The sequence below is a fragment of the Micromonospora craterilacus genome, assembly GCF_003236315.1.
In the GTDB taxonomy this organism is placed as follows: Bacteria; Actinomycetota; Actinomycetes; order Mycobacteriales; family Micromonosporaceae; genus Micromonospora; species Micromonospora craterilacus.
The window spans coordinates 1-25317 of record NZ_POTY01000009.1; the positions used below are offsets into that span (position 1 = coordinate 1).

At 71.8% G+C, this 25317-nt stretch carries 18 protein-coding genes; 11 read left to right on the forward strand and 7 right to left on the reverse strand.

The window, feature by feature from the left end; all coding sequences use genetic code 11:
- The first annotated feature begins 314 nt into the window (after positions 1 to 314).
- From C1I95_RS03150 to C1I95_RS03185, 8 genes are all read left to right on the forward strand, one after another.
- Complete coding sequence (locus tag C1I95_RS03150; RefSeq protein WP_111212232.1) at positions 315 to 2069, forward strand: ATP-binding protein; 1755 nt, start codon at positions 315 to 317, stop codon at positions 2067 to 2069.
- A 15-nt stretch (positions 2070 to 2084) separates the two neighbouring features.
- Positions 2085 to 3233 carry an exonuclease SbcCD subunit D gene (locus C1I95_RS03155; protein ID WP_111212233.1) on the forward strand — a complete coding sequence of 383 codons (1149 nt, stop codon included), beginning with the start codon at positions 2085 to 2087 and terminating at the stop codon, positions 3231 to 3233.
- Positions 3233 to 5707 carry an AAA family ATPase gene (locus tag C1I95_RS03160; RefSeq protein ID WP_111212234.1) on the forward strand — a complete coding sequence of 825 codons (2475 nt, stop codon included), beginning with the start codon at positions 3233 to 3235 and terminating at the stop codon, positions 5705 to 5707. Before C1I95_RS03155 ends, C1I95_RS03160 begins: the two co-directional genes overlap by 1 nt.
- A gap of 37 nt (positions 5708 to 5744) precedes the next feature.
- Positions 5745 to 6710 (forward strand): hypothetical protein, encoded by a 966-nt coding sequence (locus C1I95_RS03165; protein WP_111212235.1) that lies wholly within the window; start codon positions 5745 to 5747, stop codon positions 6708 to 6710.
- The gene (locus C1I95_RS03170; protein WP_111212236.1) at positions 6710 to 7567 is read left to right on the forward strand and encodes a spermidine synthase; all 858 of its coding nucleotides are present in this window, start codon (positions 6710 to 6712) and stop codon (positions 7565 to 7567) included. Before C1I95_RS03165 ends, C1I95_RS03170 begins: the two co-directional genes overlap by 1 nt.
- Positions 7568 to 7651: 84 nt before the next feature.
- Positions 7652 to 8344 (forward strand): sigma-70 family RNA polymerase sigma factor, encoded by a 693-nt coding sequence (locus tag C1I95_RS03175; RefSeq protein WP_111212260.1) that lies wholly within the window; start codon positions 7652 to 7654, stop codon positions 8342 to 8344.
- On the forward strand, positions 8341 to 9123 hold the full coding sequence (locus C1I95_RS03180; protein ID WP_111212237.1) for an anti-sigma factor family protein: 783 nt from the start codon (positions 8341 to 8343) through the stop codon (positions 9121 to 9123). Before C1I95_RS03175 ends, C1I95_RS03180 begins: the two co-directional genes overlap by 4 nt.
- A gap of 193 nt (positions 9124 to 9316) precedes the next feature.
- Positions 9317 to 9985, forward strand: coding sequence for a COG4315 family predicted lipoprotein (locus C1I95_RS03185; protein WP_111212238.1), 669 nt, complete (start codon positions 9317 to 9319; stop codon positions 9983 to 9985).
- Positions 9986 to 10125: 140 nt separating this feature from the next.
- Here the strand turns inward: C1I95_RS03185 and C1I95_RS03190 are convergent, their stop codons facing one another.
- The 5 genes from C1I95_RS03190 to C1I95_RS03210 are packed head-to-tail and all read right to left on the reverse strand — an operon-like array spanning position 10126 to position 19695.
- Positions 10126 to 11892 (reverse strand): stealth family protein, encoded by a 1767-nt coding sequence (locus C1I95_RS03190; protein WP_199523588.1) that lies wholly within the window; start codon positions 11890 to 11892, stop codon positions 10126 to 10128.
- Between the two features lie 27 nt (positions 11893 to 11919).
- On the reverse strand, positions 11920 to 14151 hold the full coding sequence (locus tag C1I95_RS03195) for a glycosyltransferase family 4 protein (protein ID WP_111212239.1): 2232 nt from the start codon (positions 14149 to 14151) through the stop codon (positions 11920 to 11922).
- Entirely contained in the window at positions 14148 to 15761 is a 1614-nt protein-coding gene (locus tag C1I95_RS03200; protein ID WP_199523589.1) for a stealth family protein, read from the reverse strand. Before C1I95_RS03200 ends, C1I95_RS03195 begins: the two co-directional genes overlap by 4 nt.
- A complete protein-coding gene (locus tag C1I95_RS03205) occupies positions 15758 to 17815 on the reverse strand; it encodes a PIG-L family deacetylase (RefSeq protein ID WP_111212240.1) in 2058 nt (685 codons plus the stop codon). The genes C1I95_RS03200 and C1I95_RS03205 overlap by 4 nt, the downstream gene beginning before the upstream one ends.
- Positions 17812 to 19695, reverse strand: a complete 1884-nt coding sequence (locus C1I95_RS03210) for a stealth family protein (RefSeq protein WP_111212241.1) — start codon at positions 19693 to 19695, stop codon at positions 17812 to 17814. The genes C1I95_RS03205 and C1I95_RS03210 overlap by 4 nt, the downstream gene beginning before the upstream one ends.
- A gap of 502 nt (positions 19696 to 20197) precedes the next feature.
- Here C1I95_RS03210 and C1I95_RS03215 point away from each other — a divergent pair.
- Positions 20198 to 21115: a DNA-3-methyladenine glycosylase family protein gene (locus C1I95_RS03215; protein ID WP_111212263.1), complete on the forward strand. Its 918-nt coding sequence runs from the start codon at positions 20198 to 20200 to the stop codon at positions 21113 to 21115.
- Positions 21116 to 21177: 62 nt separating this feature from the next.
- Here C1I95_RS03215 and C1I95_RS03220 read toward each other — a convergent pair whose 3' ends face one another.
- A complete protein-coding gene (locus C1I95_RS03220; RefSeq protein ID WP_111212242.1) occupies positions 21178 to 21390 on the reverse strand; it encodes a hypothetical protein in 213 nt (70 codons plus the stop codon).
- Between the two features lie 136 nt (positions 21391 to 21526).
- Here C1I95_RS03220 and C1I95_RS03225 point away from each other — a divergent pair, with 136 nt between their 5' ends.
- A complete protein-coding gene (locus C1I95_RS03225) occupies positions 21527 to 22639 on the forward strand; it encodes an ATP-dependent DNA ligase (protein WP_111212243.1) in 1113 nt (370 codons plus the stop codon).
- A gap of 33 nt (positions 22640 to 22672) precedes the next feature.
- The gene (locus C1I95_RS03230) at positions 22673 to 24256 is read left to right on the forward strand and encodes an alpha/beta hydrolase (RefSeq protein WP_438941276.1); all 1584 of its coding nucleotides are present in this window, start codon (positions 22673 to 22675) and stop codon (positions 24254 to 24256) included.
- A gap of 833 nt (positions 24257 to 25089) precedes the next feature.
- On the opposite strand, the gene C1I95_RS37425 is transcribed toward C1I95_RS03230, so the two are convergent.
- Positions 25090 to 25317, reverse strand: coding sequence for a DUF8617 domain-containing protein (locus C1I95_RS37425; protein WP_499877969.1), 228 nt, complete (start codon positions 25315 to 25317; stop codon positions 25090 to 25092).

The window sequence follows — 25317 nt, forward strand, 5'->3', positions numbered from 1 at the left end:
CCAACTCGACGACACCGTCCCCCCACCAATCAACCGACACTGGCCCTACCACACCGACCCCACCTACGAAACCGCCGTCCGCGAACTCGCCGGCCGCCTCGACCCGAACGGGTTCCCCCCGAGCCGCGGCCGATAACCCGCCGCGGGTCCGGCCGCCGTCACCGGCACGCGCCGTGGACGGGTCGTCGCGCTACGCGGTCGCCGCGATGCCGCGGCGTGGTCTCCGCCGCGTCGCGTGGCGGCCTGTCGTACTCCTCCGGCAGGATGCAGGGCGTGTGTGCCGACCGCGACGACCAGCCGACCGGAGCTGCCCGATGACTGACGAGGGATTCGACCGCCCGGGCGAGGGGGTCGGTCGGGTGCTCGGCACCGCCGACGCCACCCCGCTGCAGTTCTGGACGGCGGTGTCCCCCGGCAGCTATCTGCAGCTCGACGACGTCGTGGTCACCCGACGCGAGCTGCCCGACCGGGAGCCGGTGACCATCGCCGGGGTGGTCACCCAGGTCCGGGCCCGGCACGAGGGCGCACAGTTCGACTCCGACGTGTTCGCCATCGCCGACGGCACGCTGCCGGCGCAGGTGCAGGAGGCCGCCGAGATCACCACCACCCGGGTCGACCCGGAGTTCTACGTGCCGCCGCAGCCCGGCGCGCTGGTGCACCGGGCCGAGGGCGACGCCCGCGCCCGGGCGCTGCACTTCGACCGGATGGAACGCCGCATCCCGATGGGCACCGGCCGCGACGGGGTGCCGGTCTACCTCAACGCCGACTTCCTCGACGGCACCCGGGGCGCGCACGTGTCGATCTCCGGCATCTCCGGGGTGGCCACCAAGACCAGCTTCGCCACCTTCCTGCTCTACTCGGTGTTCCGCTCCGGGCAGCTCGGCGGCGACGCGGTCAACGCCAAGGCGCTGATCTTCAACGTCAAGGGGGAGGATCTTCTCTTCCTCGACCACCCGAACGCCCGGCTGGACGACGCCACCCGGGCCGCGTACGCCCGGCTCGGCCTGGTCGCCGACGCCTTCCCCGACGTGCGGGTGTACGCCCCGCCGCGGGTCGGCGACTCGTCCGGCACGCCCGACGTGAGCAGCCGGCTCACCGGCGTGGACAGCTTCTACTGGACGCTCACCGAGTTCTGCGAGAAGCGACTCCTGCCGTACGTCTTCGCCGATGCGGACGACGAACGCCAGCAGTACACGATGGTGGTCCACTCGGTCGCCGCGCACCTGGCCCGGTACGCGCAGCCCGCCGACGGCGGGGTCAGCATCGACGGCACCCGCCTCGGCACCTACGCCGACCTGGTCGACCACATCGTCGAGCAGCTCAGCGACGACGAGACCCGCGGCGACTGGGCGGGCAGCGCGGTGGGCCTGGGCACGGTCAACGCCTTCGCCCGCCGGCTGATCGGCAGCAAGAAGGACCTGTCCCGGCTGATCCGCGGTGACCTGGCCACCCGCCGCCCGCACTCGATCAACACCGCGGAGTCCGCCCAGGTCACCGTCGTCGACCTGCACAACCTGCCGGATCGCGCGCAGCGCTTCGTGGTCGGCGTGACGCTCAAGAGCGAGTTCGAGCGCAAGGAGAAGGCCGGCACCGCCAAACCGCTGCTGTTCGTCGTGCTCGACGAGCTGAACAAGTACGCCCCCCGGGAGGGCTCGTCGCCGATCAAGGAGGTGCTGCTCGACATCGCCGAGCGGGGCCGCTCGCTCGGCGTGATCCTCATCGGCGCGCAGCAGACCGCCAGCGAGGTGGAACGGCGCATCGTCACCAACTCGGCGATCCGGGTGGTCGGCCGACTCGACCCGGCCGAGGCGTCCCGCCCCGAATACGGTTTCCTGCCGCCCGCGCAGCGGCAGCGGGCGCTGCTGGCCAAGCCCGGCACGATGTTCGTCAACCAGCCCGACATCCCCGTCCCGCTCTGCCTGGAGTTCCCGTTCCCGGCCTGGGCGACCCGGGTCTCCGAGGCCGGGGCCGCGCCGTCGCAGACCCTGCGCTCGATCACCCAGTCCGCCGACCCGTTCGCGGTGGTCGGCTCCGGCGGCGGCGGTGCCGACGACGACATCCCGTTCTGACAGGGGGCTTCTGCCTTGAAGATCCTGCACACCTCGGACTGGCACGTCGGCAAGGTCCTCAAGGGACAGTCCCGGGCCGAGGAGCACAAGCAGGTGCTGGCCGGCGTCATCGAGATCGCCCGGCAGGAACGGCCCGACCTGGTCGTCATCGCGGGGGATCTCTACGACACCGCCGCGCCGACCCCGGAGGCGACCCGACTGGTCACCCGGGCACTGACCGCGCTGCGGCGCACCGGCGCCGACGTGGTGGCCATCGGCGGCAACCACGACAACGGCCCGGCGCTGGACGCGCTACGGCCGTGGGCCGAGGCCGCCGGCATCACCCTGCGCGGCGGCGTACGCGAGGACCCGGCCGAGCACGTCATCGACGGCACCACCGCCGGCGGAGAACGCTGGCAGCTGGCCGCGCTGCCGTTCCTGTCCCAGCGGTACGCCGTCCGCGCGGTGGAGATGTACGAGCTGACCGCCGCCGAGACCACCCAGACGTACGCCGACCACCTGGGTCGCATCCTGGCCCGGCTGACCGACGGGTTCACCGAGCCCGACCGGGTGCACCTGGTCACCGCCCACCTCACCGTGGTCGGGGCGACCTCCGGCGGCGGCGAGCGGGACGCGCACACCGTGATGGGTTACGCGGTGCCCGCCACCGTGTTCCCCGGCACCGCGCACTACGTCGCGCTGGGGCACCTGCACCGCGCCCAACGGGTCCAGGGGCCATGCCCGATCCGCTACAGCGGCGCCCCGTTGGCGGTGGACTTCGGCGAACAGGAGAACGTCCCGTCGGTGACCCTGATCGAGGTCACCGCGACCACGGCGGCGCAGGTCCGGGAGGTGCCGGTCACCGCGGCGACCGCGCTGCACACGGTACGCGGCACCCTGGCCCAGCTCGCCGAGATCACCCCACCGGAGGGCTGGCTGCGGGTCTACGTACGCGAACAGCCCCGCGCGGGTCTGCGCGAGGAGGTGCAGGAGCTGCTCCCCCACGCGCTGGAGATCCGGATCGATCCGGAGCTGGTGCCGGCACCCGGCAGCGGCACCCGGGTCGCCCAACGCTCCGGCCGCTCGCCCCGCCAGCTGTTCGCCGACTACCTGGACAGCCGTGGCCACGCCGACGACGGCGTCCGGGAACTCTTCGACGAACTGCTCGAGGAGGTCGATCACTGATGAGACCGATTCGGCTGGACCTGGCCGGCTTCACCGTCTTCCGCGACGAGACCACCATCGACTTCACCGACGCGGATTTCTTCGCCCTGGTCGGGCCCACCGGCTCCGGCAAGTCGACGGTGCTCGACGCGATCTGCTTCGCGCTCTACGGCACGGTGCCCCGCTGGGGTGGCACGCGCGGGCTGGGCAACGCCCTCGCTCCGTCGGCGACCGAGGCGCGGGTCCGGTTGGTGTTCGAGTCCGGTGGCGCCCGCTACGTCGCCACCCGGGTGGTGCGCCGGGACAGCCGGGGCAACGCCAAGACCGCGAACGCCGGGTTGCAGCTGATGCCCGACGGTTTCGACGTCACCAAACTGGACACCGGGCTCAGCCCGGAGGACCTGGGCGAGGTGGTCGCCGGCACCCCGGCCGAGATGGACACCGCCGTGCTGGAGGCGGTCGGCCTGCCGTACGAGCAGTTCACCAGCTGCGTGGTGCTGCCACAGGGTCAGTTCGCCGACTTCCTGCACGCCCGGCCCGCCACCCGGCAGCAGATCCTGGTCAACCTGCTCGGCCTCGGCGTCTACGAGCAGGTGCAGCAGCGGGCCACCACCCGGGCCGGGCAGGCCGAGGCGAAGTTGGAGGCGGTCGACCAGTTGCTCGCCGGGCTCGCCGACGTCGACGACGCCACGCTGGAGCGGGTGGCCGGCCAGGTCGACCGGATGACGGAGCTGGCCGAGGCGGTGATCGCCGCCGTACCGGAGCTGGATGCGGCGCGGGCGACGGCGCGGGAGGCGAGCGCGGCGCTGGCCGCGCTGGACACCGAGTTGGCCGTGCTGGGCGCGGTCCGGGCGCCGGACGGGGTGGCCGAGGTGGCCCGGGCGGTGACCGCCGCGCGGGCCGAGGCCGACGCAGCGTCGAACGCGGTGTCCCTGGCCGAGGAGCGCGAGGAGAAGCTGCGCGGTGAGCTGGCCGCCGCCGGTGACGAGAGCACCCTGCGGCTGGCGCTGCGGGCGTACGCCGACCGGGAGCAGCTGACCGGCCGGGCGGAGCAGGTGCGGGCCGCGGTGGAGACCGCCGGTGCCGAGCACGACGTGGCCGTGCGGGCGCTGACCGAGGCGCGGGCGGCGGCCGAGCGGGCCGAGGAGGAACTGGCTGCGGCGTTCCACGCCCACGAGGAGGCGAAGGCCGCCGACCAGGCGACGGCGCTGCGGGCGCACCTGACCGACGGGGCTTCCTGCCCGGTCTGCGAGCAGACCGTCGCCCGGGTGCCGGCGATACCCGCCGGTTCGGCGGTGGCCCGTGCGGTCGCCGCCGGCAAGGCCGCCCGGGCGGCCAGCGAGGCGGCCAAGCGGGTGGTCGGCGAGCGGGACACGGCCGCCCGCGAGCGGGATCGGGTGCTGCTGCGCGCCCGCGCCGAACACGACGAGTTGGGGGCCCGACTGGCGGAGCTGGACGAGCGGCTCGCCGGCGCGGCCACCGCCGAGGCGCTGCGGGCCACCCTGGCCGAGCACTCCCGGCTGCGGCAGGGGCTGGACGAGGCGGCGGCGGCGGTCCGCGCCGGCCGGGACGCCGCGCGGCGGGCCCGGGGTGCGGTGGACGCGGCCGAGGAGCGGCTGCGGGCGGCGTGGCGACGCTTCGACGACACCCGGGACGGGTTGGCCCGGTTCGGGCCGCCGGCCGCCGACCGGGACGACGTGGCCGGCGCCTGGACCGTGCTGGCCGGCTGGGCCGGGGTCGAGGCGGGGCGCCGCCGGTCGGAGCGGGCCGGGTTGGCGGTGGCGGTCACCGAGGCCGAGACGGCGGCCGGCGCGGTGACGGCACGGATCGCCGGTATCTTCGCCGACGCCGGGCTGCCGGCCCCCGACGATCCGGTCCGCGCCGCCACGGTGGCCGTGGAGCGGGCCGAGGCCGAACGCCGCCGGCTGGTGGAGCGCCGCGAGCAGGCCGGGGAGCTGCGCACGCAGCGGACGGAGCACGAGCGCCAGGCGCAGGTGGCCCGGGCGCTGGCCGGGCACCTGCGCGCCAACAACTTCGAGCGGTGGCTGCTGGCCGAGGCGCTGGACCTGCTGGTCGACGGCGCGTCGGGGATCCTGCGGGAGCTGTCCGGCGGGCAGTACGACCTGGTCCACGACAAGGGTGAGTTCTTCGTCGTCGACCACCACGACGCCGGCCTGCGCCGGGGGGTGCGCACCCTGTCCGGCGGCGAGACGTTCCAGGCGTCGCTGGCCCTGGCGCTGGCGCTGTCCCAGCAGCTGGCCGGGATGTCCACCACCGCGGCCAGCCTGGAGTCGATCGTGCTGGACGAGGGCTTCGGCACCCTCGACGCGGCCACCCTGGACACGGTCGCCGCCACCCTGGAGAACCTGGCCGCCCGGGGTGACCGGATGGTCGGCGTGGTCACCCACGTGCCGGCCCTGGCCGAGCGCATCCCGGTCCGCTTCGAGGTACGCAAGGACGCCCGCTCGGCCCGGGTGGAACGGACCGGCCGATGAGCGTGCGCCCCGCGGTCGCGGACGAGAGGCCAGCCGCATGAGTCGGTTCTTCGTCGATGCCTGGGATCCGGCCTACGGGGCGTCGTTCGAGGCGTCGGCGGGCGGCCCGGCCGCGCCGAGCAGCGCTCAGGTCGAGGCGGAGCACGAGCTGCCCGTGGTGGACTGGCGGGCCATCGGCCCCCGCCCCGGCGTCCGGGCCCCCGACGTGGTGCTGCTGGTCGACGGGGTACGCCGGATCGACGCCAGCGTCTGGACGGCCGAGGAGGACGGCGGCTCGTACCCGGGCCTGGCCGCCTCGTACGCCGCCGGGGTGGTGCGCTGCGACCTGGAGCGCGGCGCGGCGCAGCTGGCCGGCGCCAAGGTGGGTCGGGGGCTGTTCACCGCCAGCCCGTCGGCGACCGACGTGGTGGCCGGCAATGTCCGCTATCCGGTGCACCGGGTGACCGGTTCCGGGGAGCTGGCCAAGCTGCCGGCCGCGGTGCAGGGGCCGTTGACCGCCCTGGAGGTGGAGGTCTCCGCCGCCGCCCGTACCGACAGCGACCTGCTGGTGGTGGACGGGCCGCTGCGCAACCGGCGGCAGTTGCCGCGCACCCTCGGCTACATCAAGACCCAGCACAGCCAGTACCTCGACGCTCGGCTCACCTCGGTGGTCACCGGGCTGACACCGGGGCACCGCTCGCCGGTGTTCCGCCTCGGCACCGCCTGGGGCGGCTGGTCGTGGTATCTGCGGCTGCCGGTGGCCCCCGGCGCACCATGGGCGGGGATCGTCCGGTTGGAGTGCTCGGCCGACCTGGAGATCGCCGACGCGGTGCGGCTGGCCGACCTGTCGCTGGTCACCCTGCCGCGGTTCGCCTCCACCCCGTACAAGGATCCCCGGGCCCCGCAGAACCTGGTCCCGATCGCCGGCCTGGAACGTCTGCTGCGCTCCCGGCTGGGCGACGCCCGGCTGCTGCACCGCGTGCTGACCGCCGCCGCCCGCGCCGCCGCCGGGACCGAGCGCTGATGGGTCGGCGGCGCGACACCGACCGGATCGCCGAGGAGGTCGACACCGGGCACGCCGAGCTGATGCCGGATCCGGACCGGTCCGGGTCGTGGACACTGCTGCTGGACGGCGCACCACAGTCGCATGTGGACCTGGCCGACCCGACCCACCTGGAATTCGAGTACGTCCGCCGGCTGGCCGCGGCGATCGACCTGATCGCGCCCGCCGGCGCCCCGCTGCGGGTGCTGCACCTCGGCGGCGGCGCGCTGACCCTGCCCCGGTACGTCGCCGCCACCCGGCCCGGCTCGACCCAGCGGGTGGTCGAGGTGGACGCCGCCCTGGTCGAGCTGGTCCGCCGGGCGCTGCCCTGGCGGGCCGACCCACGACTGAAGGTGCGGGTGGGCGACGCCCGGGCGGCACTGGCCGCCAGCCGGGACGACAGCTACGACGTGGTGGTCGCCGACGTGTTCGCCGGCGCCCGGACGCCGGCCCGGCTGACCTCGGTGGAGTACGCCACCGAGGCGGCCCGGGTGCTGCGCCCGGCGGGCTGGTATCTCGCCAACCTCGCCGACGGTCCCCCGCTGCGTTACGCGCGTGGGCAGGTCGCCACCGTGCGGGCGGTGCTGCCCCGGGCCTGCCTGGTCTCCGACGCCGCCGTGCTGCGCGGGCGCCGCTACGGCAACCTGGTGCTGGTCGCCGGCCGTCAGGAGCCACCGGTGGCGGCGCTGGCCCGCCGGGCCGCCGGTGACTGGTTCCCCGGCCGGGTGCTCGCCGACGCGGACCTCGACCGCTTCGTCGGCGGCGCCGCGGTGGTGCACGACAGCGACGCCACCGACTCCACTCCGCCACCGCCGGGAATTTTTTCCGTCCGACGTTGATCCGTTCAGTGCGGCCGTGCGTACCACTCGGCAGCCATGCCCGTGGGGGGACGGCTTCTGTCCATGGACATCTCGGAGGTCTGCATGCACGCACTGGCGGCCGGTTGGCACGGTGACCGGGTGCGGGTGGACTGGATGTCCGCCCGGCCCCAGTCGCGGCCGACCACGTCCACCCGTGGGGTCGACTCCCGCGCGGCGACTCGCCAGAATAGCCCGGTGACGCCGCGACCCGCCCCTGGCCGCCACCAGGCCGCGACCACCGAGGCCGCCCACTCCGACCAGCTGATCCGCACCCTCTACGCCGAGCACGCCGGCCCGCTGCTGATGTTCGTGATGCGGCTGACCGGCGGCGACCGGCAGCGGGCCGAGGACATCGTCCAGGAGACGCTGCTACGGGCCTGGCGCAACGCCCACCGGCTGGGCACGCAGGGGCAGGGGTCGCTGCGGCCCTGGCTGGTCACGGTGGCGCGCCGGATCGCCATCGACGAGCACCGCAGCGAACAGGCCCGCCCGGCCGAGACGTACGACCGGGACCTGACCGCGTTCGCCGAGTCGGACAGCACCGACCGGGTGCTCCGCACGATGACGGTCGCGGACGCACTGCGTACGTTGAGTCAGTCGCACCGGGAGATCCTGGTGGCGACGTACTTCCGGGGCCGTACGGTGCCGGAGGCGGCCGAGGAACTCGGCCTGCCACTGGGCACCGCGAAGTCGCGGGTCTACTACGCGCTGCGCGCGCTGCGCACAGCTCTGCAGGAGAGGGGGGTGACGGAATGAGCCGGGTAGACCACATGGACGTCGCCGCGTACGCGCTCGGCGTGCTGGACGAACAGGACATGGAGCGGTTCGAGGAACACCTCGCCACCTGCTGGGCCTGCGCCGCCGAGCTGGAGTCGATGGTGCCGGTGGTCGGGCTGCTCTCCGACATCGACGAAGAGTCGATCACCGCGATGGAGCAGACCCAGTCGAATCCGGTCCTGCTGGACCGCACGCTCGGGGCGCTGCGTACGCATCGCCGTCGGGCCCGGTTCCGGCAGGTGCTCGCGACCGCCGCGGCCGTGGTGGTCTTCGGCGGGCTGACCGGGGTCGGCTTCGCCAGCCTGACCGACGACAGCGCCCCGCCGAACCCATACGCCGGGCCGAGCACCGGTGTCCCGCTGGACCCGCCGACCAACCGCCCCGGCAACCCCGGCGACCCGGGATTCGGCGGCAACGCGCAGGAGGGCGACCAGCGCAACGTCACCGACCCGAGCACCGGGGTCGAGGCGACGTTCTTCCTCATCTCGAAGGACTTCGGCACCAAGGTCGACTTCACCCTGGGCAGGCTGCCGGGCCCGCGCACCTGCCGGCTGGTGGTGGTACGCGAGAACGCCAGCAGCGAGGTCATCTCCACCTGGACGGTGCCACCGGGCGGCTACGGCACCAACAGCAATCCGCAGCGGCTGGTCCTGTCCGCGACCACCTCGACCAAGCTGGACGACGTCAAGCACTTCGAGGTGCAGTCGGTCGACGACAAGGGAGTTGCCAGCCCGCTGGTGCGGGTGCCCGCCACCTGACCCCGTACGCCAGGTAAGGCCCGCCTCCGGGGGAGGCGGGCCTTCGCCGTTCCGGGGTACGGATACGCACTCACACGGACAGACTCGGCGTTCGGTTCAACGGCCCCCTTGTGAAATTAGCCACCGTTGCGGGTTCAACCTTGACAGCGCTCCCCCCGTACTTCCCGGTGACTGTCAAGCATGAGGAGGGCACGTGGCAAAGATGAAGCGGACCGTCGTCGTCGCGAGCGCCATGGTCGCACTGACGGCCTGCGCTCCCACCGGCTACGACGGATCGAACTCCGGCGCGGCCGAGCCGGTCGCCGTCGCCGCAGCCGAGCCCACCGTGACCGCCGATCCCGAAGCCAGCGCGGAGCCGGGTGCCTCGGCCTCACCGGGCACGGAGGCCGAGACCGACGCTCCTCTGCCCGACGGCGTCGAGCTGACCGCGAGCCTGACCGGCAAGAAGTTCCCCCGGATGGGCAGCGCGGTCGTCAACCAGGACGGCTTCATCCTGTACCGATTCGACCGCGACACCAACGACCCGCCGTCGTCGAACTGCGTGGACCAGTGCGCCGAGGTGTGGCCGCCGGCGCTGACCGACGGCAACCCGCGGCTGAAGGGCGTCTCCGACGACGCCGTGGGCACCATCACCCGCGAAGACGGCACCCGCCAGATCACCCTCGACGGCTGGCCGCTCTACACCTACATCGGTGACAAGAAGGCGGGCCAGTGGAAGGGCCAGGGCGTCGGCGGCACCTGGTTCGTGGTCAACCCGGACGGCAGCAAGAACCTGGAGTGCCTGCCCAAGGGCACCCCGAAGGCGGTCGCCCCGCCGTCGAAGACCAAGTCCGACAGCTCCGACTCGGACTACACGTACTGACCTGGGCAGCCGGTGCCGGCCGCGGGCCCGAACGGGCCCGGCCGGCACGGCCAGGATCCGGACGCCGGCGCGCACCGGCAACGCCGCCCGTCCCGACGATGGCATCGGTCCCGGAAACGGGCCGGTGCCATCGTCGTCCGTCAGGCCTGCTCCCACGGGCTGGGCACCGGGAAGTAGGTGTCCAGGAAGGGCGTGACGACCTTGAGCTGGGCGGCCAGGTCCTCCTCCGTGGAAAACGCGTCGTTCAGGCAGAAGACGTGCCGGTCCCGGCGGGCCAGCAGATGCGCGAGCCGAGCGGGCGTGTCGGGATGGGACAGCTCGGCGATGGTGTAATCCAGTTCCCCCGGTACGGCTCGTCCGGTGTGGAATCCGTAGTAGTGGTGGAGCGACGAGGCGATCGAGATGTCGGTCATGCTCCGGAAGCGGCTCCCGGCGGTCCGGCCATGCTGGACCGGGAACGTCTCCTCGATCTCGTACAGCACGCTGCGCCGCAACGCGTGGGGCATGTGCTTCATCTTCTGGGTGAGTACGGTGCCGAAACGCTCGGCGATCAACACACGGTTGTTCTTCCCGGCCGCCGAGGAGGGAATGTCCTCGGCGGTCGGGGCACCGGGCGGCACCAGGGCGGGCGACGGGAAGAACCGGGAAATGCCGTTGGCCAGGAAGAAGTCCCGGGGCAGGACCTCGGTGCCGAGGAAGACGTCGTCGTTGAAGTAGAGGAAATGCTCGGAAAGCCCGTCAATGTGATGCAGCTGGCTCTCGATGGCGTGCGAGTTGTAGGTGGGCAGCACCGACGGATCGGCGAAGATCTCCCGGTGGCTGACCACGCGGAGCCCCGGTGCCGACTGCTCCAGCCAGGGCGGCACCTGGTCGTCGGTCACCAGGTAGACGTGCCGCACCCACGGCGCGAACAGGTGCAGCGACCGGAGCGAGTAGCGGAGTTCGTCGCGGCTGAGGAACCGCGCGGCGCTCGCCGCCTCGCTGTGGTACGGAACGCCCGTCGCCGCGGCACGACGCCGTAGCCAGTCGGGGTCGGTGCCGTCGACCCACGTGTAGACCACGTCGATCGGGAACGTGACGTCGTCGGGGCGTGGCCCCGCGAACTCCGACCTGGTCCGGGCGGTCGCGGTGGCGGTCGCCGGCACCAGCCCGGTGAACAGCGACTCGGACGCGAGGACCGACGGTGCCGAGACCTGGACCTCCTCCGCCACCGGATTGCGACGGGGTGCGACCAGAGCGGTACCCTGCCGGGTCCAGAACTCCACCTCGCACCCGTACGCCTGCCCCAGCACCAGCCGGCGCCGGGGATCCGTCCAGTACCAGGTCAGCCGGAGCACGGGAGCATCAGCGAGGCGTTTCCAGGACTTCGGCTCGAACCCGGCCACCGGTGGCTGCTCATTGCTCTTCCGGGGCACCGTGACGTAGCCGGGGACCCGATCGCAGGCGGCCGCGAGAGCCGCGTACGCCCGGTCGCGATCCGCGATGTCCACCGCGACCACGGATGACCGGTGTGATCCGCCACGGACCCGGAAGTGTTCGACTCCGGCCTCGTCGAGCGCTGCCGTCACCGCCGCCAGGTTCTCGGTCCGAGCCCGCAGCGGCGTGACATCCGCGGCCACCCGGGCGACCCGGGGCGCCTGGTCGGCGACGACGACGGTCCGGTCGCCGCCGGCCAGCAACTCCGGCTGCCGGCGGGCCAGCCATTCGCCCCGGCGACCCGCCAGCTGGGTGTCCCGGGCCGCCCGGGCCACCCACTGCTTCAACTGGTGCCGGGTCCGCGGGCTCACCTTGCTCGCGATGGCCCGACGGGTCTGTGGGCTGAGTACCCGCCGATAGACGTCCACGATCCCCGACGGCTCGGCGACGGCCCGGGGGATCTCCGACGGGCCCAGCCCCGGCTCGCTCACGACTGTCCTCTTTCCTCTGCGCTCGGCCTACGGCCGGTCGACGACCACGAACGACAGCTCGCTGTCGATCGTGTAGTACGGCGACACCCGCAGCTTGGGATCCGGGTCCTCCTCGATCAGGTCCAGTCCGATCTCCTGGGTCAGGTGAATCTCCGGATATCGGTAGATGAGCTTCTTGTCGACCACGTCATCGACGATCCGGCCCAGCCGGACCTCATCCTGACCATGCCGAAGATAGACGTCCCAGTCCTCGTATCGGCCCAACCGAAGGTCGGCCAACGTCTCCAAGGGCACCACCATCGTCAGTGTCCCGTCGGTCGCCGGAACGGTCGGAACGCTGAGCGAGCCCGGCAAGTCGCCCCGCCGACGGAGCACCGCCCCGTCCGGGGCGCCCGGTCCGTGCCAGCTGAACACGATCGTGACCGCCTCACCATCGAGGGCGATTTGACGTACCTCGGCGTGGGCGGCCCGAACCCAGCTCCGCACCGCTAGGAAACCGTCGGTCGTGCGGTACGGCACGTGCGCCCGCAGTCCTGAGCGCTCCCCGGCAGTTCCGCCTATGGAAACATCGGTCAGGACCCGGCTGTCCAGCCGGTGCGGGCGCATCCGGCGTCGGCCCCTCTTCCCTTCGGCCAGAAAGACGTTCCACCTGCCTTCGGGGAGGGCGGCCGCGTCGAGCGTACCCACGGCCCGGAGACCGTCGGCCGAAGGGGCGAGAGCGACCTGGACAACCTCGCGGCTGTCGCGGTTACTGAGCACGACCGACGCGTCGCCGGAGGTCGCCGCATCGAGGGACCATTGCAGCCCGAGATCGGACAGCACGAGGCAGTCTGCGACCGGACCGTCGGCCGAAAGCGAGACCCGACGCCGGATCGCCGCCTGCAGCCGGGTGCTGGTGCCGCGGGCACGACGGATCCGGGTCAGCCGCACGAGAGCCCCCATGCTCGCCCGCCGAGCGAGGTCGTTCCCCGCGATCCCCCGCAGCACTGGGTCGGCTAGGGCCCGGCCCAGGTGCGGCTCCCGGAGCAGTTCGCCGCCTCGAGCGAGAACCGACCGGGCTAGTCCGGCTCTCGGCACCCGGCGTCCGGTCCGCCGAGGCGGGGCGGCTCCGCCGAGGCGGGCGGCCAACACCTCCGCGCAGTCGCGAGCGAACTCGGCGGCAAGGTGTGCGGGATCGAAGCGGGCAGAGTTGGCCACGGCCACCCTGCCCATTCGGACTCGAAGATCATCGTCGCGCATCAACCTCCGCAGCGCGACGGCGTACGCGTCGAAGTCATCGGTCGGGACCAGCAGGCCGTCCTCGCCGTCGTCGATGATTTCGCGCGGACCCACCGGGCAATCCGTGCTGACCACCGGGAGGCCGAGCCGCATGGCCTCGACGATCGTCATGCCGAACGACTCGCGCTCGGAGGAGACGGCGGCAATGCCGCCCTTGACCCATTCCGTCGACATTTCGTCCCGGCGGCCCATCAGCCGGACCTGGTCGTACACGCCCAGCTCACGAATCAACGCGGCGAGCGCATTCCGCTGCTCGCCGTCGCCGTAGATCCGCAGGGTCCAACCGGGGCAGTCCACCGCCGCCTTGGCGAACGCGGCGATCAGCCGGTCGTACCGCTTGATCGGGTCGAGCCGGCCGGCGGCCACCACGATCCTGCTCCGACCGTCGGCGGGCGGGAGACCGGATGGCGGAGTGCTGTTGGGCAGCGCCTTAATCTGCGTGTCCGGCACCGGGTTGCCGGAGCGGAAGGCAGCCGCGTCCGCGCTCGTCACCGTGTACGCCAGGTCGATCCGCGAGTAGCACCGGCTGATCTCGGCCTTCAGCGCCTCGTGGATCAGATCCTGTGTCATGTGCTCCTGCGCGACACGCACCGCGTGATCAGGCGCATGCCGAGCCACGGCAAGGTTGAGCCCCGGTCGGGTGCCCACGACGACATCGGCGTCGGTGGACTCGAGGTAGCTGACGATCCGCTCGTCCGTCAGCCTGCTGTAGTGCAGATGGAGTTCCTCGCTCTCCGGTACCACCGTCGACGGTTCCCGGTGCCGCGGGTCGGACCGATCCGGCTGCTGCGGCCTAGTGTCGACCAGTGGTACGACGGTGATCCGCTCGTCGACGTCGAACATGGTCCGGTCGAGCCGTCGGAGCACCGACGCGACTTCGACCTCGTGGCCGCCCTCGACCAGTGCGGTCGCCAGGTTCAGCACGGCGCGGTTGGTGCCACCCACGCCATAAAAGTTGTGGAGCAGGAACGAGAACTTCACCGCTGACCTGCCGACTCGTAGGGGCTGGGAACGGGGAAGTATGCCTCGAGGAACGGCTCTAGGACGGCCATCTGCTGCTGGAGTTGGGTGTACGTCGAGAATGCGTCGTTGATGCAGAAGGTGTCCCAGTCGCGCCGGGCCTCGGCCCGCTTCAGCCGGGCAACAAGATCCGGTACCGCGAGCTGCACGTAACCGTAGTTCACGTGACCGGGCAGTGCACGCCCGGTCAGGAAGGCGTAGTAGTGGTGCAGGGAGTAGGTGATGATGATGTCGGTGGCGCTGCGGAACTGGCTGCGCGCAGTCCGAGCGTGCTCCGCCGGAAACTCCCGCTCGATCTCAGCCAGAATGCTCCGCCGCAGCGGGTAGGGCACGTGCTGGCTGCCCTGGGTCAAGGTCCGGCCGAACCGTTCCTCAATGAGCCGCCGGTTGTTCTTGATCATGGCGTCGATCGGGGTATCGAGGCTGGTGATCGGACCGATCGGGACACGGTTCTGCGACAGGAAGAACTTGGTACTGCCGTTGGCCAGGAAGAAGGTCTGGGGCGCCAACGGCCGACCGAAGAACATGTCGTCGTTGAGGTAGAGGAAATGCTCGGCGAGGCCGTCGATGTTGTGCAGCTGGCTCTCGATGGCGACCGAGTTGAACGTCGGCAGGGCGCTCCGGTCGGTGAAGATCTCCTCATGGTCGACCACGAAGATGTTCCCCGCGCTCAGATCGAGCCAAGACGGGCGCTGCCGATCGGTCACGATGTAGATGTTGCGGACCCAGGGCGCGTTGAGATGCAGTGATCGAAGCGAGTACTTCAACTCGTCCCGATTGATGTACCGCGACTCGCTCGCGGCCTCGGCGTGGAACGCCTCGCCCTTGACCTCGGCCCGGCGGCGCTGCCATTCCGGATCCGCGCCGTCCACCCAGGTGTAGACCACGTCGATCGGAAAGTCGATGTCGTCCGGGAGCGCGTGGTCGAACTCCGGCCGGGTGCGGAAGCGCGGGCCCCGTTTTGTCGCAGCGGCGAGTCGGGTGAAGCGGTGCTCGCCGGCCTCCACCGGGACCCCAGCCATCGAGACCGCAGGCATCATCCGGTTGCGCCGCGGTGCACGCAACACGTCGGCGTTTCGATCCGGCTGCCAGAACTCGAGCTCGCACCCGTAGGCGGCGCCAAGTACCAGCTTCATCGTCGGGTCTACCCGAAACCAGGTCAGGCTGAGCGCCCGGGCCATGTAGAGGTCCGTCCAGGCGGCCGGGTCGGCGGCGTCGCGCAGCACGGTGGTGATGGGCGGCTTCGGCAGCACCTGGCTGACGTAGCAGGCTCCGGTCGCGCCAAGCTTCTCCAGGGCACCGAGGGCGGCGACGCGGTCTTCCTGGCTGACCCCGACCACCGGCGTCCGGTCGTCCATGCCCCGAACAAGAAAGTGGTCCACACCGTGCGCGTCGAGCGCCCCGGTCACCGCGGCGACGTTGAGCTGACGGGCGAGCAGGGGGGTGAGGTCGGCATGCACATGAGCACGCCGACGCCGCCCGTCCACCGACACCTCGCGGACATCGGCGCCGCCTGGCGGAACCGGAAGGGCCGCCGGCAGCGGCTGGGGAAGGGGGGACGTGAGTTTCACGGTACTTCCTTCATCAACGTGACCGATGACATCGAGCGGCCGGTCGACATCGTGAGCAAACCGCCACTGGCGGTGATCGCCAGCACGAGCGGCCGGCCCGTCGAGTCCACCGCGACCGTGTGGCTGCCGGCGATCGTGGTGGGTTCCCGGAACCACGGCCCGGCGACCCGACCATCGGGCCGTACCCAGGTCAGGCTGGTCGCCGAGGCGTCGTCACGGACGGCGACCAGCACCCCGCCCGCGTCGGGGACGTACCGGGCGGCGATCGGCCCAGGCCCACCGTGACCACCCAGATCGACCAGGCTGGACGGATCCCAGACCTGACCGTCGTCGGTGCGGAACGACACGCCCGACGCTGAGTCCCGGCACCGGCAGAAGAGCATCCGACTGCCGTCTGGGATTTGGACAACCGTGGGCGGGCCGGCGGGCGCCTCGGTGGGCAGCATCGAGAACTCGGCGGTGAGCCCCGCCGCGGATACCAGCCACCGGGCAACGCCCTGGCGTCCCGCGGCGAACACCTCGACGGACTCGTTGTCCAGTGCCACCGCAGTCAGACCGTCCTGGACGTCCTGGCCGCCAAGATCCTTCCAGGAGGTCCAGATCGAGCCGTCGTACAACCGCGCACTCAGGCCCTTGCCGGCGTTCCTCGCGAAAACCAGCAGCCGGCCATCGGAAACCGAGACGGCCTGCGGCATACCGATGTGGCGCCGCTGCGCCGGTGCGCTGTGCGCGTCAGGGTTGCCCAGCGACTCCCACCGCACCTTCCGGTAGTCACCGGAGGACGGCAGCAGGACAGTCCACAGGTCGCGGCCGTGCTCCTCAGGGTCGGCAGTCAGCCGCTGCCGGACGGCGAAGAGGCGCCAACCCCCGTCTGCCGTCGGCAGCACGTCCACGTGCGGCAGCAACTTACGCCCGGGCACCAGCCGGCCGCGAGTCAGCTCGCCGGGGCGCCCTTCCCCCCAGTGCACGACCTGTCCACCGCGTACCGCGAAGGCCGAGAGCCGACCGTCGGCGGCCAGGCCGGCCCAGGAGCGCGAGCCAGGATAGCGCAGCGTGGTGCCGGAGGCGTTGCCGGCGCCGATCAGATCCCCGCTCACCTTCCGGTCGCCCAGGCCGGCGGGATCGTCGCTGGGACGGCGGTCGGCCCAGCCGTACACATCCTTGTAACGCTGCTTGCCGGCGCGCGCCTCGGGGCTGAGGTTGGATGGCCACCGCCGCACGTAGTAGCCCCGGAACGCCTCCACCGACGTCCGGCAGCCGCGTTGCTCGACGAACCGCCGGGTCGCCGCCTCATGGGCGAACAGCCCGGTGACCGTGTGGAAGACGTGGTCGGAGTAGTCCCCGGAGTCCGCGTACCGCGGGTTGGCACGGTCGTGCACCTGCAGGTCGGGGTCCGGGTCCATCGTCCACAGCAGGGTGGGTTCGAACCGCCGCAGCAGCAGCACCAGCGACTCGATCAGATTCTCGCGTGAATAGCTGTGGGTGCTGGTCACCGGCGACCCGAGCGGGAGCATGGTCGGCGTGCACTCCGCCTGGCCCGTCCACAGCTCGGGCAGCATCCCGGCGCCCGGCGGCGCGTTCGGCGGGAGCGCACACCACAGGTTGAGTGAGACGAGCTGGATGTGCGGCGCGTCGACCATGATCGACAGATCCGCCTCGGCGCCACCGGCCAGCGTCGTCACCTCACGCCGCCACTTGGCCTCCCGATCGCCCAGCACCATGTCGGCGTACGCACGACGCAGCCCGTTGAACCGGGCCGCCGCGAACGCCTGGAAGCCCACCGGTGCGCTGGCGTGCTCCGGGGTACCGCCGGGCGCGTTGCGGCCGTCAGCCTCACCTACAGTCAGGCAGACCGTCAGATGCGCCTCGCTGCTATGCAGCTGGCTCACCAGCAGCGGGTTGAGGAAATAGAGATCGTCGTCCTGGTGCGCGATGATGGCCATCGAACGCGGGCGGCCGACAGACGTGGCGCGGCCCCCTGGACCGGTGGACGGACCGGCGATCCGCCGGCCGTGCGCGAACGGCGGCCGCGCCCGACCCGGCTGGTCACTCATCGGTGCTCTCCCCGAGAGGTGGTGGGGCCAGCCGCCGGCGTCGTGCCCAGCTGCTGGTCGTCGCGGAGGCCAGCACCCGAACGCATCGAGGGCAGGGTGGGCGCGTCCAATCGAGGACCGACCCGGAGCGCGGGAACCGTTGACGCGTCCACCTGTCTGCCGTGCCGGCCGACACCGTGGGACTGCCGCCACAGCGCGGTGGCCCCCAGCTTCCGGCGCTCCGCCACCTCGTCGTCGGGCAGCTCGAACGGCGCGGGGAAGGGCAGGTAGCGCGGCAGGAAGTCGGCCAGCATCCGCTCCTGCTCCTCGAGCGCGCGAGGGTCCGAGTCGGTGTCGTTGAGGCAGAACACGTCGCGGTGCCGGCGGGCCAGCAACTCGGCGAGGCGGGCGGGCGTCGAGGGGTGGCCGAGGTCGGCGTACTCGTACTCGATGTCGCCGGGGACGGCCTGAGCGGTCAGGTACGCCCAGTACTGGTGCAGCGACGACGGGATCGACAGGTCGGCGTGGCTGCGGAACCGGTGCCGCGCCGTCGCGGTCACGTCCGCCTGCAACACCGCCTCGATCTGGTGCATGATGCTGCGCCGCAGCGCGAAAGGGGTGTGCTTCATCTTCTGCGTGATGGTCACGCCGAACTGCCGCTGGATGTGCCGGCGGTTGTTCTTGCCGGCGGCGTTTACCGGCAGGTCGCTGGACTTCGCCTCGCCCAGCCCGAACTGTGCCGGCGAGAGGAAGAACTTCGCGATCCCGTTGGCGTGGAAGAAGTGGGTCGGCAGCAGTGGCCGGCCCAGGAACACGTCGTCGTTGAGGTAGAGGAAGTGCTCCGCCAGGCCCTCGATGCGGTGCAGCCGGGATTCGATGGCGTGCGAGTTGAACGACGAGAGCCCGCCGAGGTCGGCGAAGAGTTCGGCGTGCGAGACGACGGTGATCATCGGGTGGTTCGGGTCCAGCCAGCTGGGCAACTGGCTGTCGGTGACCAGGAAGATCTTCCGGAGCCAGGGCGCGAAGCTGTGCAGCGAGCGCATCGAGAACCGCAGCTCGTCCCGGTTGTGGTAGCGCGAGTTGTTTGCGGCCACGGCGTGCAGCGGCCCGCCCGGGCCGCCCAGCGCGGTCTTCTTCCGCTCCAGCCACTCCGGATCCGAGCCGTCCACCCAGGTGTAGACCGCGTCGATCGGAAAGCCCACCCGGTCCGGGGCGCGGACGGCGAGGTCGCGGCGGGTGCCGTAGGTGTGGTCGTCGGCCTCGGGGACGAAGTGGCTGAGCAGGGCCGCGGCGACCCGGACCGGTTCCGCCCGGGCCGGCGCCTCGTCGATCACCGCGTTGTGCCGGGGCGCGCGCACCACGTCGCCCACCCGGGTCCACAGCTCGATCTCGCAGGCGAACTGGGCACCCAGTACGACGTCCGTCCGGGCGTCGGTCACCGGGAACCACACCTGGATCACCTCGGCCGGCGTCAGGTCCGGCTGGTTCCGCCCGGGCTGCACCTCGACGGTGCGCACGTGCGCACCGGCCAGCGCCGGCGCGGAGCGGACCAGGCGACGCACCGAATCCCGCTGTTCCACCAGGACGGCCACGGAGCTACGCAGGTAGTCGTCGTTGCGCAGGCAGTGGTACTCGATGCCGGCGGACTCCAGGGCGGACGTGACGGCCGACAGGTTGCGGTGCCACATCTCCAGCGGCGTCGCCGCGGCGACCACCTCGGCTTCGGTGCGGACGCCGTCGTCGGTGACGGTCACCCGCGAGCCGAGCGGGTGTACGGTGTCGCCGCCGCGCGGCCGGGTGAAGGTCCGCACGAGGCCGAGCCGTCGGTGCTCGGGGAGCAGATGGAGCAGCCGACGCCGGAGGGCGGGCGGAAGCATGCGGTAGACGCGCAGAGCAATCATCTGGTACGCCGTTGCGATCGGAGGGTCACCTAGCTGCGACCCGCGTCACCGGCGGCGTTCGTCAGCCGCGACACCGGATGAGACGTGCCCCGACCGAACAACCGCTCCAGCAGTCATCGCCCACGTGCCTTTCTGAACAGCTCCCCGTTGCGCGCCGTGCGGCAAGCCGGACAAGGAACGTCCGCACGCCGGTCCCCGGCATGCATCCTGGCCCGCACCGATCTCGCACCGCGTCGCCGAGACGGTGACTGGGCCCGCGCAGGTGGGACCCTAGCAGCGAGTTCACCATCGACATACCAAAGGCTCGGCGGAGCCGTCCCGAACGAGCGCCGGCGACGCCTGACAGATCCGTCATAGAAATGAATTGCCCGTAAAATCCTGGCCGTTCAGCTGGTCCGAAACCTGAACGGATGGTGGCCAGGAAATGTCCGAGGAACGCCTACCGGACCGGCGCGCAGGCAGGGACCACCCGGGCGCTCGGCCGAGGTGGCAGAGTGGGGTGGTGACCGGGAGCGAACCCACCGCGAGCCGGGCGCTCCGGCCGCCGCCCGGCTACCGCCTGGCCGCGTCGGTCCGCCCGCTGACCTTCAGCTCGTACGACCCCTGCGCGCGGATCGTCGACGGCACCCTCTGGTGGGCGACCCGCACCCCCACCGGGTCGGCCACGCTCGCCCTGCGAGCGGTCGCTGGCGACCTGGTCGCCGAGGGATACGGGCCGGGTGCCGACTGGGTGGTAGAGCGAGCCGACGCGGTCGCCGGGCTACGCGACGACCTGACCGGATTCGCGGCGCTGGCCGCGACGCATCCCGTGGTGGCCCGGCTCGCCGCGCAGCACGCCGGGCTGCGGATGCCGGCCACCGGGCTGGTCTTCCCCCGGGTACTCCGGGCGGTCCTGGAGCAGAAGGTCACCGGCAAGGAGGCCTACCGGGCGTACGCGGCCACCGTCCGCCATTTCGCCGAGCCGGCACCCGGGCCGGCGCGACTGCTGCTGCCGCCCGAGCCGGCGACGGTGGCCGCCGCCCCGTACTGGGTCTACCACCCGTTCGGCGTGGAACAACGCCGCGCCGACACGCTGCGCCGGGCGGCGGCCGTCGCCGACCGGCTGGAACGCTGCGCGGACTCTGCGGAGGCCAGTCGCAGGCTGACCGCGATCGCCGGCGTCGGTCCGTGGACCGCCGCCGAGGTGGTCCGCGTCGCGTACGGCGACCCGGACGCGGTCAGCGTCGGCGACTACCACATACCGAACACGGTGGCCTGGGCCCTGGCCGGCGAGCCGCGCGGCGACGATGCCCGGCTGCTGGAGCTGCTGGAGCCGTTCCGTGGGCACCGGGGCCGGGTCTGCCGGCTGCTGGAGGCGGCCGGGGTCCAGGCCCCCCGCTACGGGCCGCGCGCCCCCATCCGCTCCTTCGCCCGCTACTGAACAACCGCCACGGGCCGCCGTGCCCGGACCACACCGAAGCGCCGCGGGCGGCCGGGCGCGGCTCAGGCGGCCTCGCGCAGGTCGGCAAGGCAAACCGGGGTACGCCGAAGCAGCAGCTCCGCCAACTCGGCCACCGAGCCCACCTCGCCGAGCACGTCCTTGCCGCCGCCGAAGCGGTGGGGATAGCGGTGCACCAGTCGATAGACGTAGCGGCCGCGAATCAACTCGACGCTGACCCGCCATCGACCGCAGCACCCGCAGACCAACTCCGACACCCCGCGAAAGTAGCTCTGACCTGCGGTTTTCCGATTCGCCCGGTGATGCTGGGACGGGCGCAGGACGGACACGCCGCCCAACGGCCGGCAGTGATCTGCCTCACCGCTGTCGGTGCCGTCTGGTTGACTGGTCGCCGTGGACCTGCCGATCAACCCGCCGGTGGAGCCGATGCTGGCCCGCAGCGTCGCGTCGATCCCCACCGGCCCGGGAATGACCTACGAGCCCAAGTGGGACGGCTTCCGCTGCATCGTCTTCCGCGACGGAGACGAGGTGGAGCTGGCCAGCCGGGGCGGCAAGATGATGACCCGATACTTCCCCGAGGTGGTGGAGCAGGCTCGCCGACAACTGCCGGCACGCTGCGCGGTGGACGGCGAGCTGATCGTGATCCGCCGCGACGGCCCGGACGGTCAGCCCCGGCTCGACTTCGAGCTGCTGGCCCAGCGCATCCACCCGGCGGCGTCCCGGGTGAAGCTGCTCGCCGAGACCACCCCGGCCGACTTCGTCGCCTTCGACCTGCTCGCCCTCGACGGCGAGAGCCTGATCGACCAGCCCTACCCGAGCCGCCGCGCCCGGTTGGAGCAGGCCCTCGCCGCGGTGCGGCCCCCGGTGCACGTCACCCAGATCACCACCGACGCCGACACCGCGCGCCGCTGGTTCGACGTGTTCGAGGGCGCCGGGCTGGACGGGCTCATCGCCAAACCCGCCGACCTGCCTTACGAGCCGGGCAAGCGGCTCATGTTCAAGGTCAAGCACGCCCGCACCGCCGACGCGGTGGTGGCCGGGTTCCGCTGGCACAAGTCCGGTCCGGTCGTCGGCTCGCTGCTGCTCGGGCTCTACGACGACGCCGGGGTGCTGCACCACGTCGGGGTGAGCGCCTCGTTCACCATGGCCCGGCGGGCCGAGCTGCTGGAGGAGCTGGCCGCCTACCGCGACGTCGGCTCGGAGCACCCGTGGGTGCACGGCGACCACGAACGGGGCCAGCGCATCCCGGGCGGGGTCAGCCGGTGGACCGGCACGAAGAACCTGGAGTGGGAGCCGCTTCGCCCGGAGCTGGTGGTCGAGGTGGCGTACGACGCGATGGAGGGCGACCGGTTCCGGCACACCGCGCGGTTCGTCCGCTGGCGGCCCGACCGCGACCCGCACTCGTGCCGATACGATCAGCTGGACCGGCCGGTCCGGTTCGACGTGGACCAGGTCCTGCGGGGCGACCCCGCGGTGCCGGTCGGGTCCCCACCCGACTCCGCCTAGCCTGGCCGCCGACCCGACCACGGAGGCTCGCTCGTGACCCGTACGCCCGACCGGATCCGCCGCTTCCGGCTCACCCTGGCCGGTCTGGCCGCCGCCGCGCTGGTCGCCGCCGGCTGCACGATGCCGGCCTTCGCGCCGCGCTCCGACACCGAGGGCGAGGCCGCGGCGCCGGGGGCGACGCCGACCTGGCGGGCCTGTCCCGAGGTACCCCGGGAGTTGGTCCGGCGAAGCGCGCCGGGGATGCGGTACGAGTGCGCCCGGATCAAGGTCCCGCGCGACTGGGCCGGCGGCAGCGGGGCCACGGCTGGCCCCGGTGCTGGTGAGACCTTCGAGATCGCCCTGCTGCGGGTCCGCTCCGACAAGCAGCGCAACCGGATCGGCTCGCTGCTGGTCAACCCGGGCGGACCGGGCGGTTCCGGCGTGGACACCGCCGTCTACCTCTCCTTCGGCGAGCAGTTCGGCGGCCTACCCGACACCATCCTGGACCGGTTCGACATCGTCGGCTTCGACCCACGCGGGGTGGCCCGGTCCAGCCCGGTGGAGTGCATTCCGGATGCCGACCTCGACGCCTCCTTCGGCTACGACCCCGATCCCCGCAGCCAGGAGTCGTTCGACGGTTTCGTGGCGCTCAGCAAGCGAATCGGGCAGGGCTGCGGCGACAAGTACGGCAACCAACTGCCGCTCTACTCCACCGAGCAGGCCGCCCGGGACATGGACGCGATCCGCGCCGCAGTCGGCGACGACAAGTTGACGTACCTCGGCTACTCCTACGGCACCTTGCTCGGCGCCACGTACGCCCAGCTGTTCCCGCAGCGGGTGCGGGCGCTGGTGCTCGACGGCGCGGTCGACCCCCGGCAGGGCCTGATCGCCGGGTCGGAGAGCCAGGCCAAGGGCTTCGAGCGGGCCTTCGGCAACCTCCACCGGTGGTGCGCGGCCAACGCCGCCCGCTGCCCGCTCGCGCCGGACGCCCGGGCGGCGGTCACCTCGGCCATCGACAAGGCCCGGGTCTCCCCGGTCCGCGCGGCCGACGGCCGCGAAGCCACCGCCGGCTGGGTCTTCTACGCGGTCATCTCGTCGCTGTACACCGAATCCGGCTGGCAGGAACTCGCCCGGGCCATCAACCGCCTGGAGGAGGGCAACCCCGACGACGTGTTCCGGCTCGCCGACGCGTACGCCGACCGCGACGACAACGGCCACTACACCAACCTGTTCGACGCCAACATGGCCGTCAACTGCGCAGACGAGGAGGAGCGGCCAAGCCTGGACCGGATCCGTCAGTTGCAGTCGCAGTGGCGCCAGCAGTACCCGCTGTTCGGCCCGGCGCTCGCGGTCGGCCTGGTCTCCTGCACCGAGTGGCCCGGCGGGAGCGACCCCTTCCCCACCGGCCGAGCCGACGGTGCCCCGCCGATCCTGGTCGTCGGCACCACCGGCGACCCGGCCACACCCTACGAACAGACCCCGGCCCTGGCCGAGATGCTCGGCGTCGGCCGGGTGCTCACCTGGGAAGGTGAGGGGCACACCGCCTACCCGCAGACCGCCTGCATCACCCAGGCCGTCGACGCGTACCTGATCGACCTGACCGTACCGGTCGAGGGAAAACGCTGCCCGGCCCGCTAGCCTCGGGCTTGGACAAACCGTTGATCAAGCTCGTCGGAACAGGTCCTGGTTTGTGGCCGATTGCCGCACTGATGGCCCCGACCCCGTGGCCCGGCATTCATCTCAGCGCTCCGCCGATCGCGGTGGTCGGCCAAGGGCTGGCCAAGGCCGGGCCGCGCAGATGCTATGGCCTACGGCCCGCGCGCAGCATGCATTGCCTGCCCCAACCCCGCCGTGCACAGGCCGACCATCGAAGTCAGGGCCGTGACGATCCCCCTTAGCCTGAATCCGTGGAGCGGGTCACTGTGTGGCTGTGTCCGGATCGGCGTGTAGATGGCGAAAGTGCCCTTCTGGGCTGGGATGATCGGGTTTCTCGTCGACCGGATCAGGCCAGCTCGGAGGTCCCGCCGCCCGCCAAGCGCCCTCGCAGCAGCCGCAATCGCGCACCAAGGCAGTGAGCCAGCCGGACCAAGGTCCTCGACCAAGATCCGACTGGCTCAAAACTGCTCTACAGGATCAAGTGGGCCCGGCTACGCCGGACGCACGCGCACGCGCTACAGCCGTTCCGGCCCCGCGCGCACGCCCACCAACACCGAGCCAACCACGAGCCCGACCATCGACCAGCCGGGGCCGTGGCGATCCCTTCACCAGCCACTCTCAACGAGTGCTTCCGGGGATCGACGCCGCACCGCTACGCGGCACGCCACCGATCCTACGACCCGCATTGATCGATTGATCGAGATTCATGTCAGGTTGCTGACGGCAACCGTGACGGCAACGCAGGCAACGACTACCAACTTGCACGCCCTCGCGCTACTCACCGTCACCTCGCCTCATCGTTCGCATGCCTCACATCAGAGCCCACCATCTGGCAATTCCGGAGAGGTTAGGTACTCCGTTGGCCCCTTTCCATCTTCCCAGAAAACCCAAAGGCGCATACATGTTGGGCAATGCAGAACAATTCTCGCCAACCCGAATAGGTGGGAGCTATCGAGATCCACATCGAATTCACGACGAGACAGCAAGAGCAGGCTGTCGTCGGGATCGTCATCCCTTAGGATCGTCCCGCACACACAAATCAT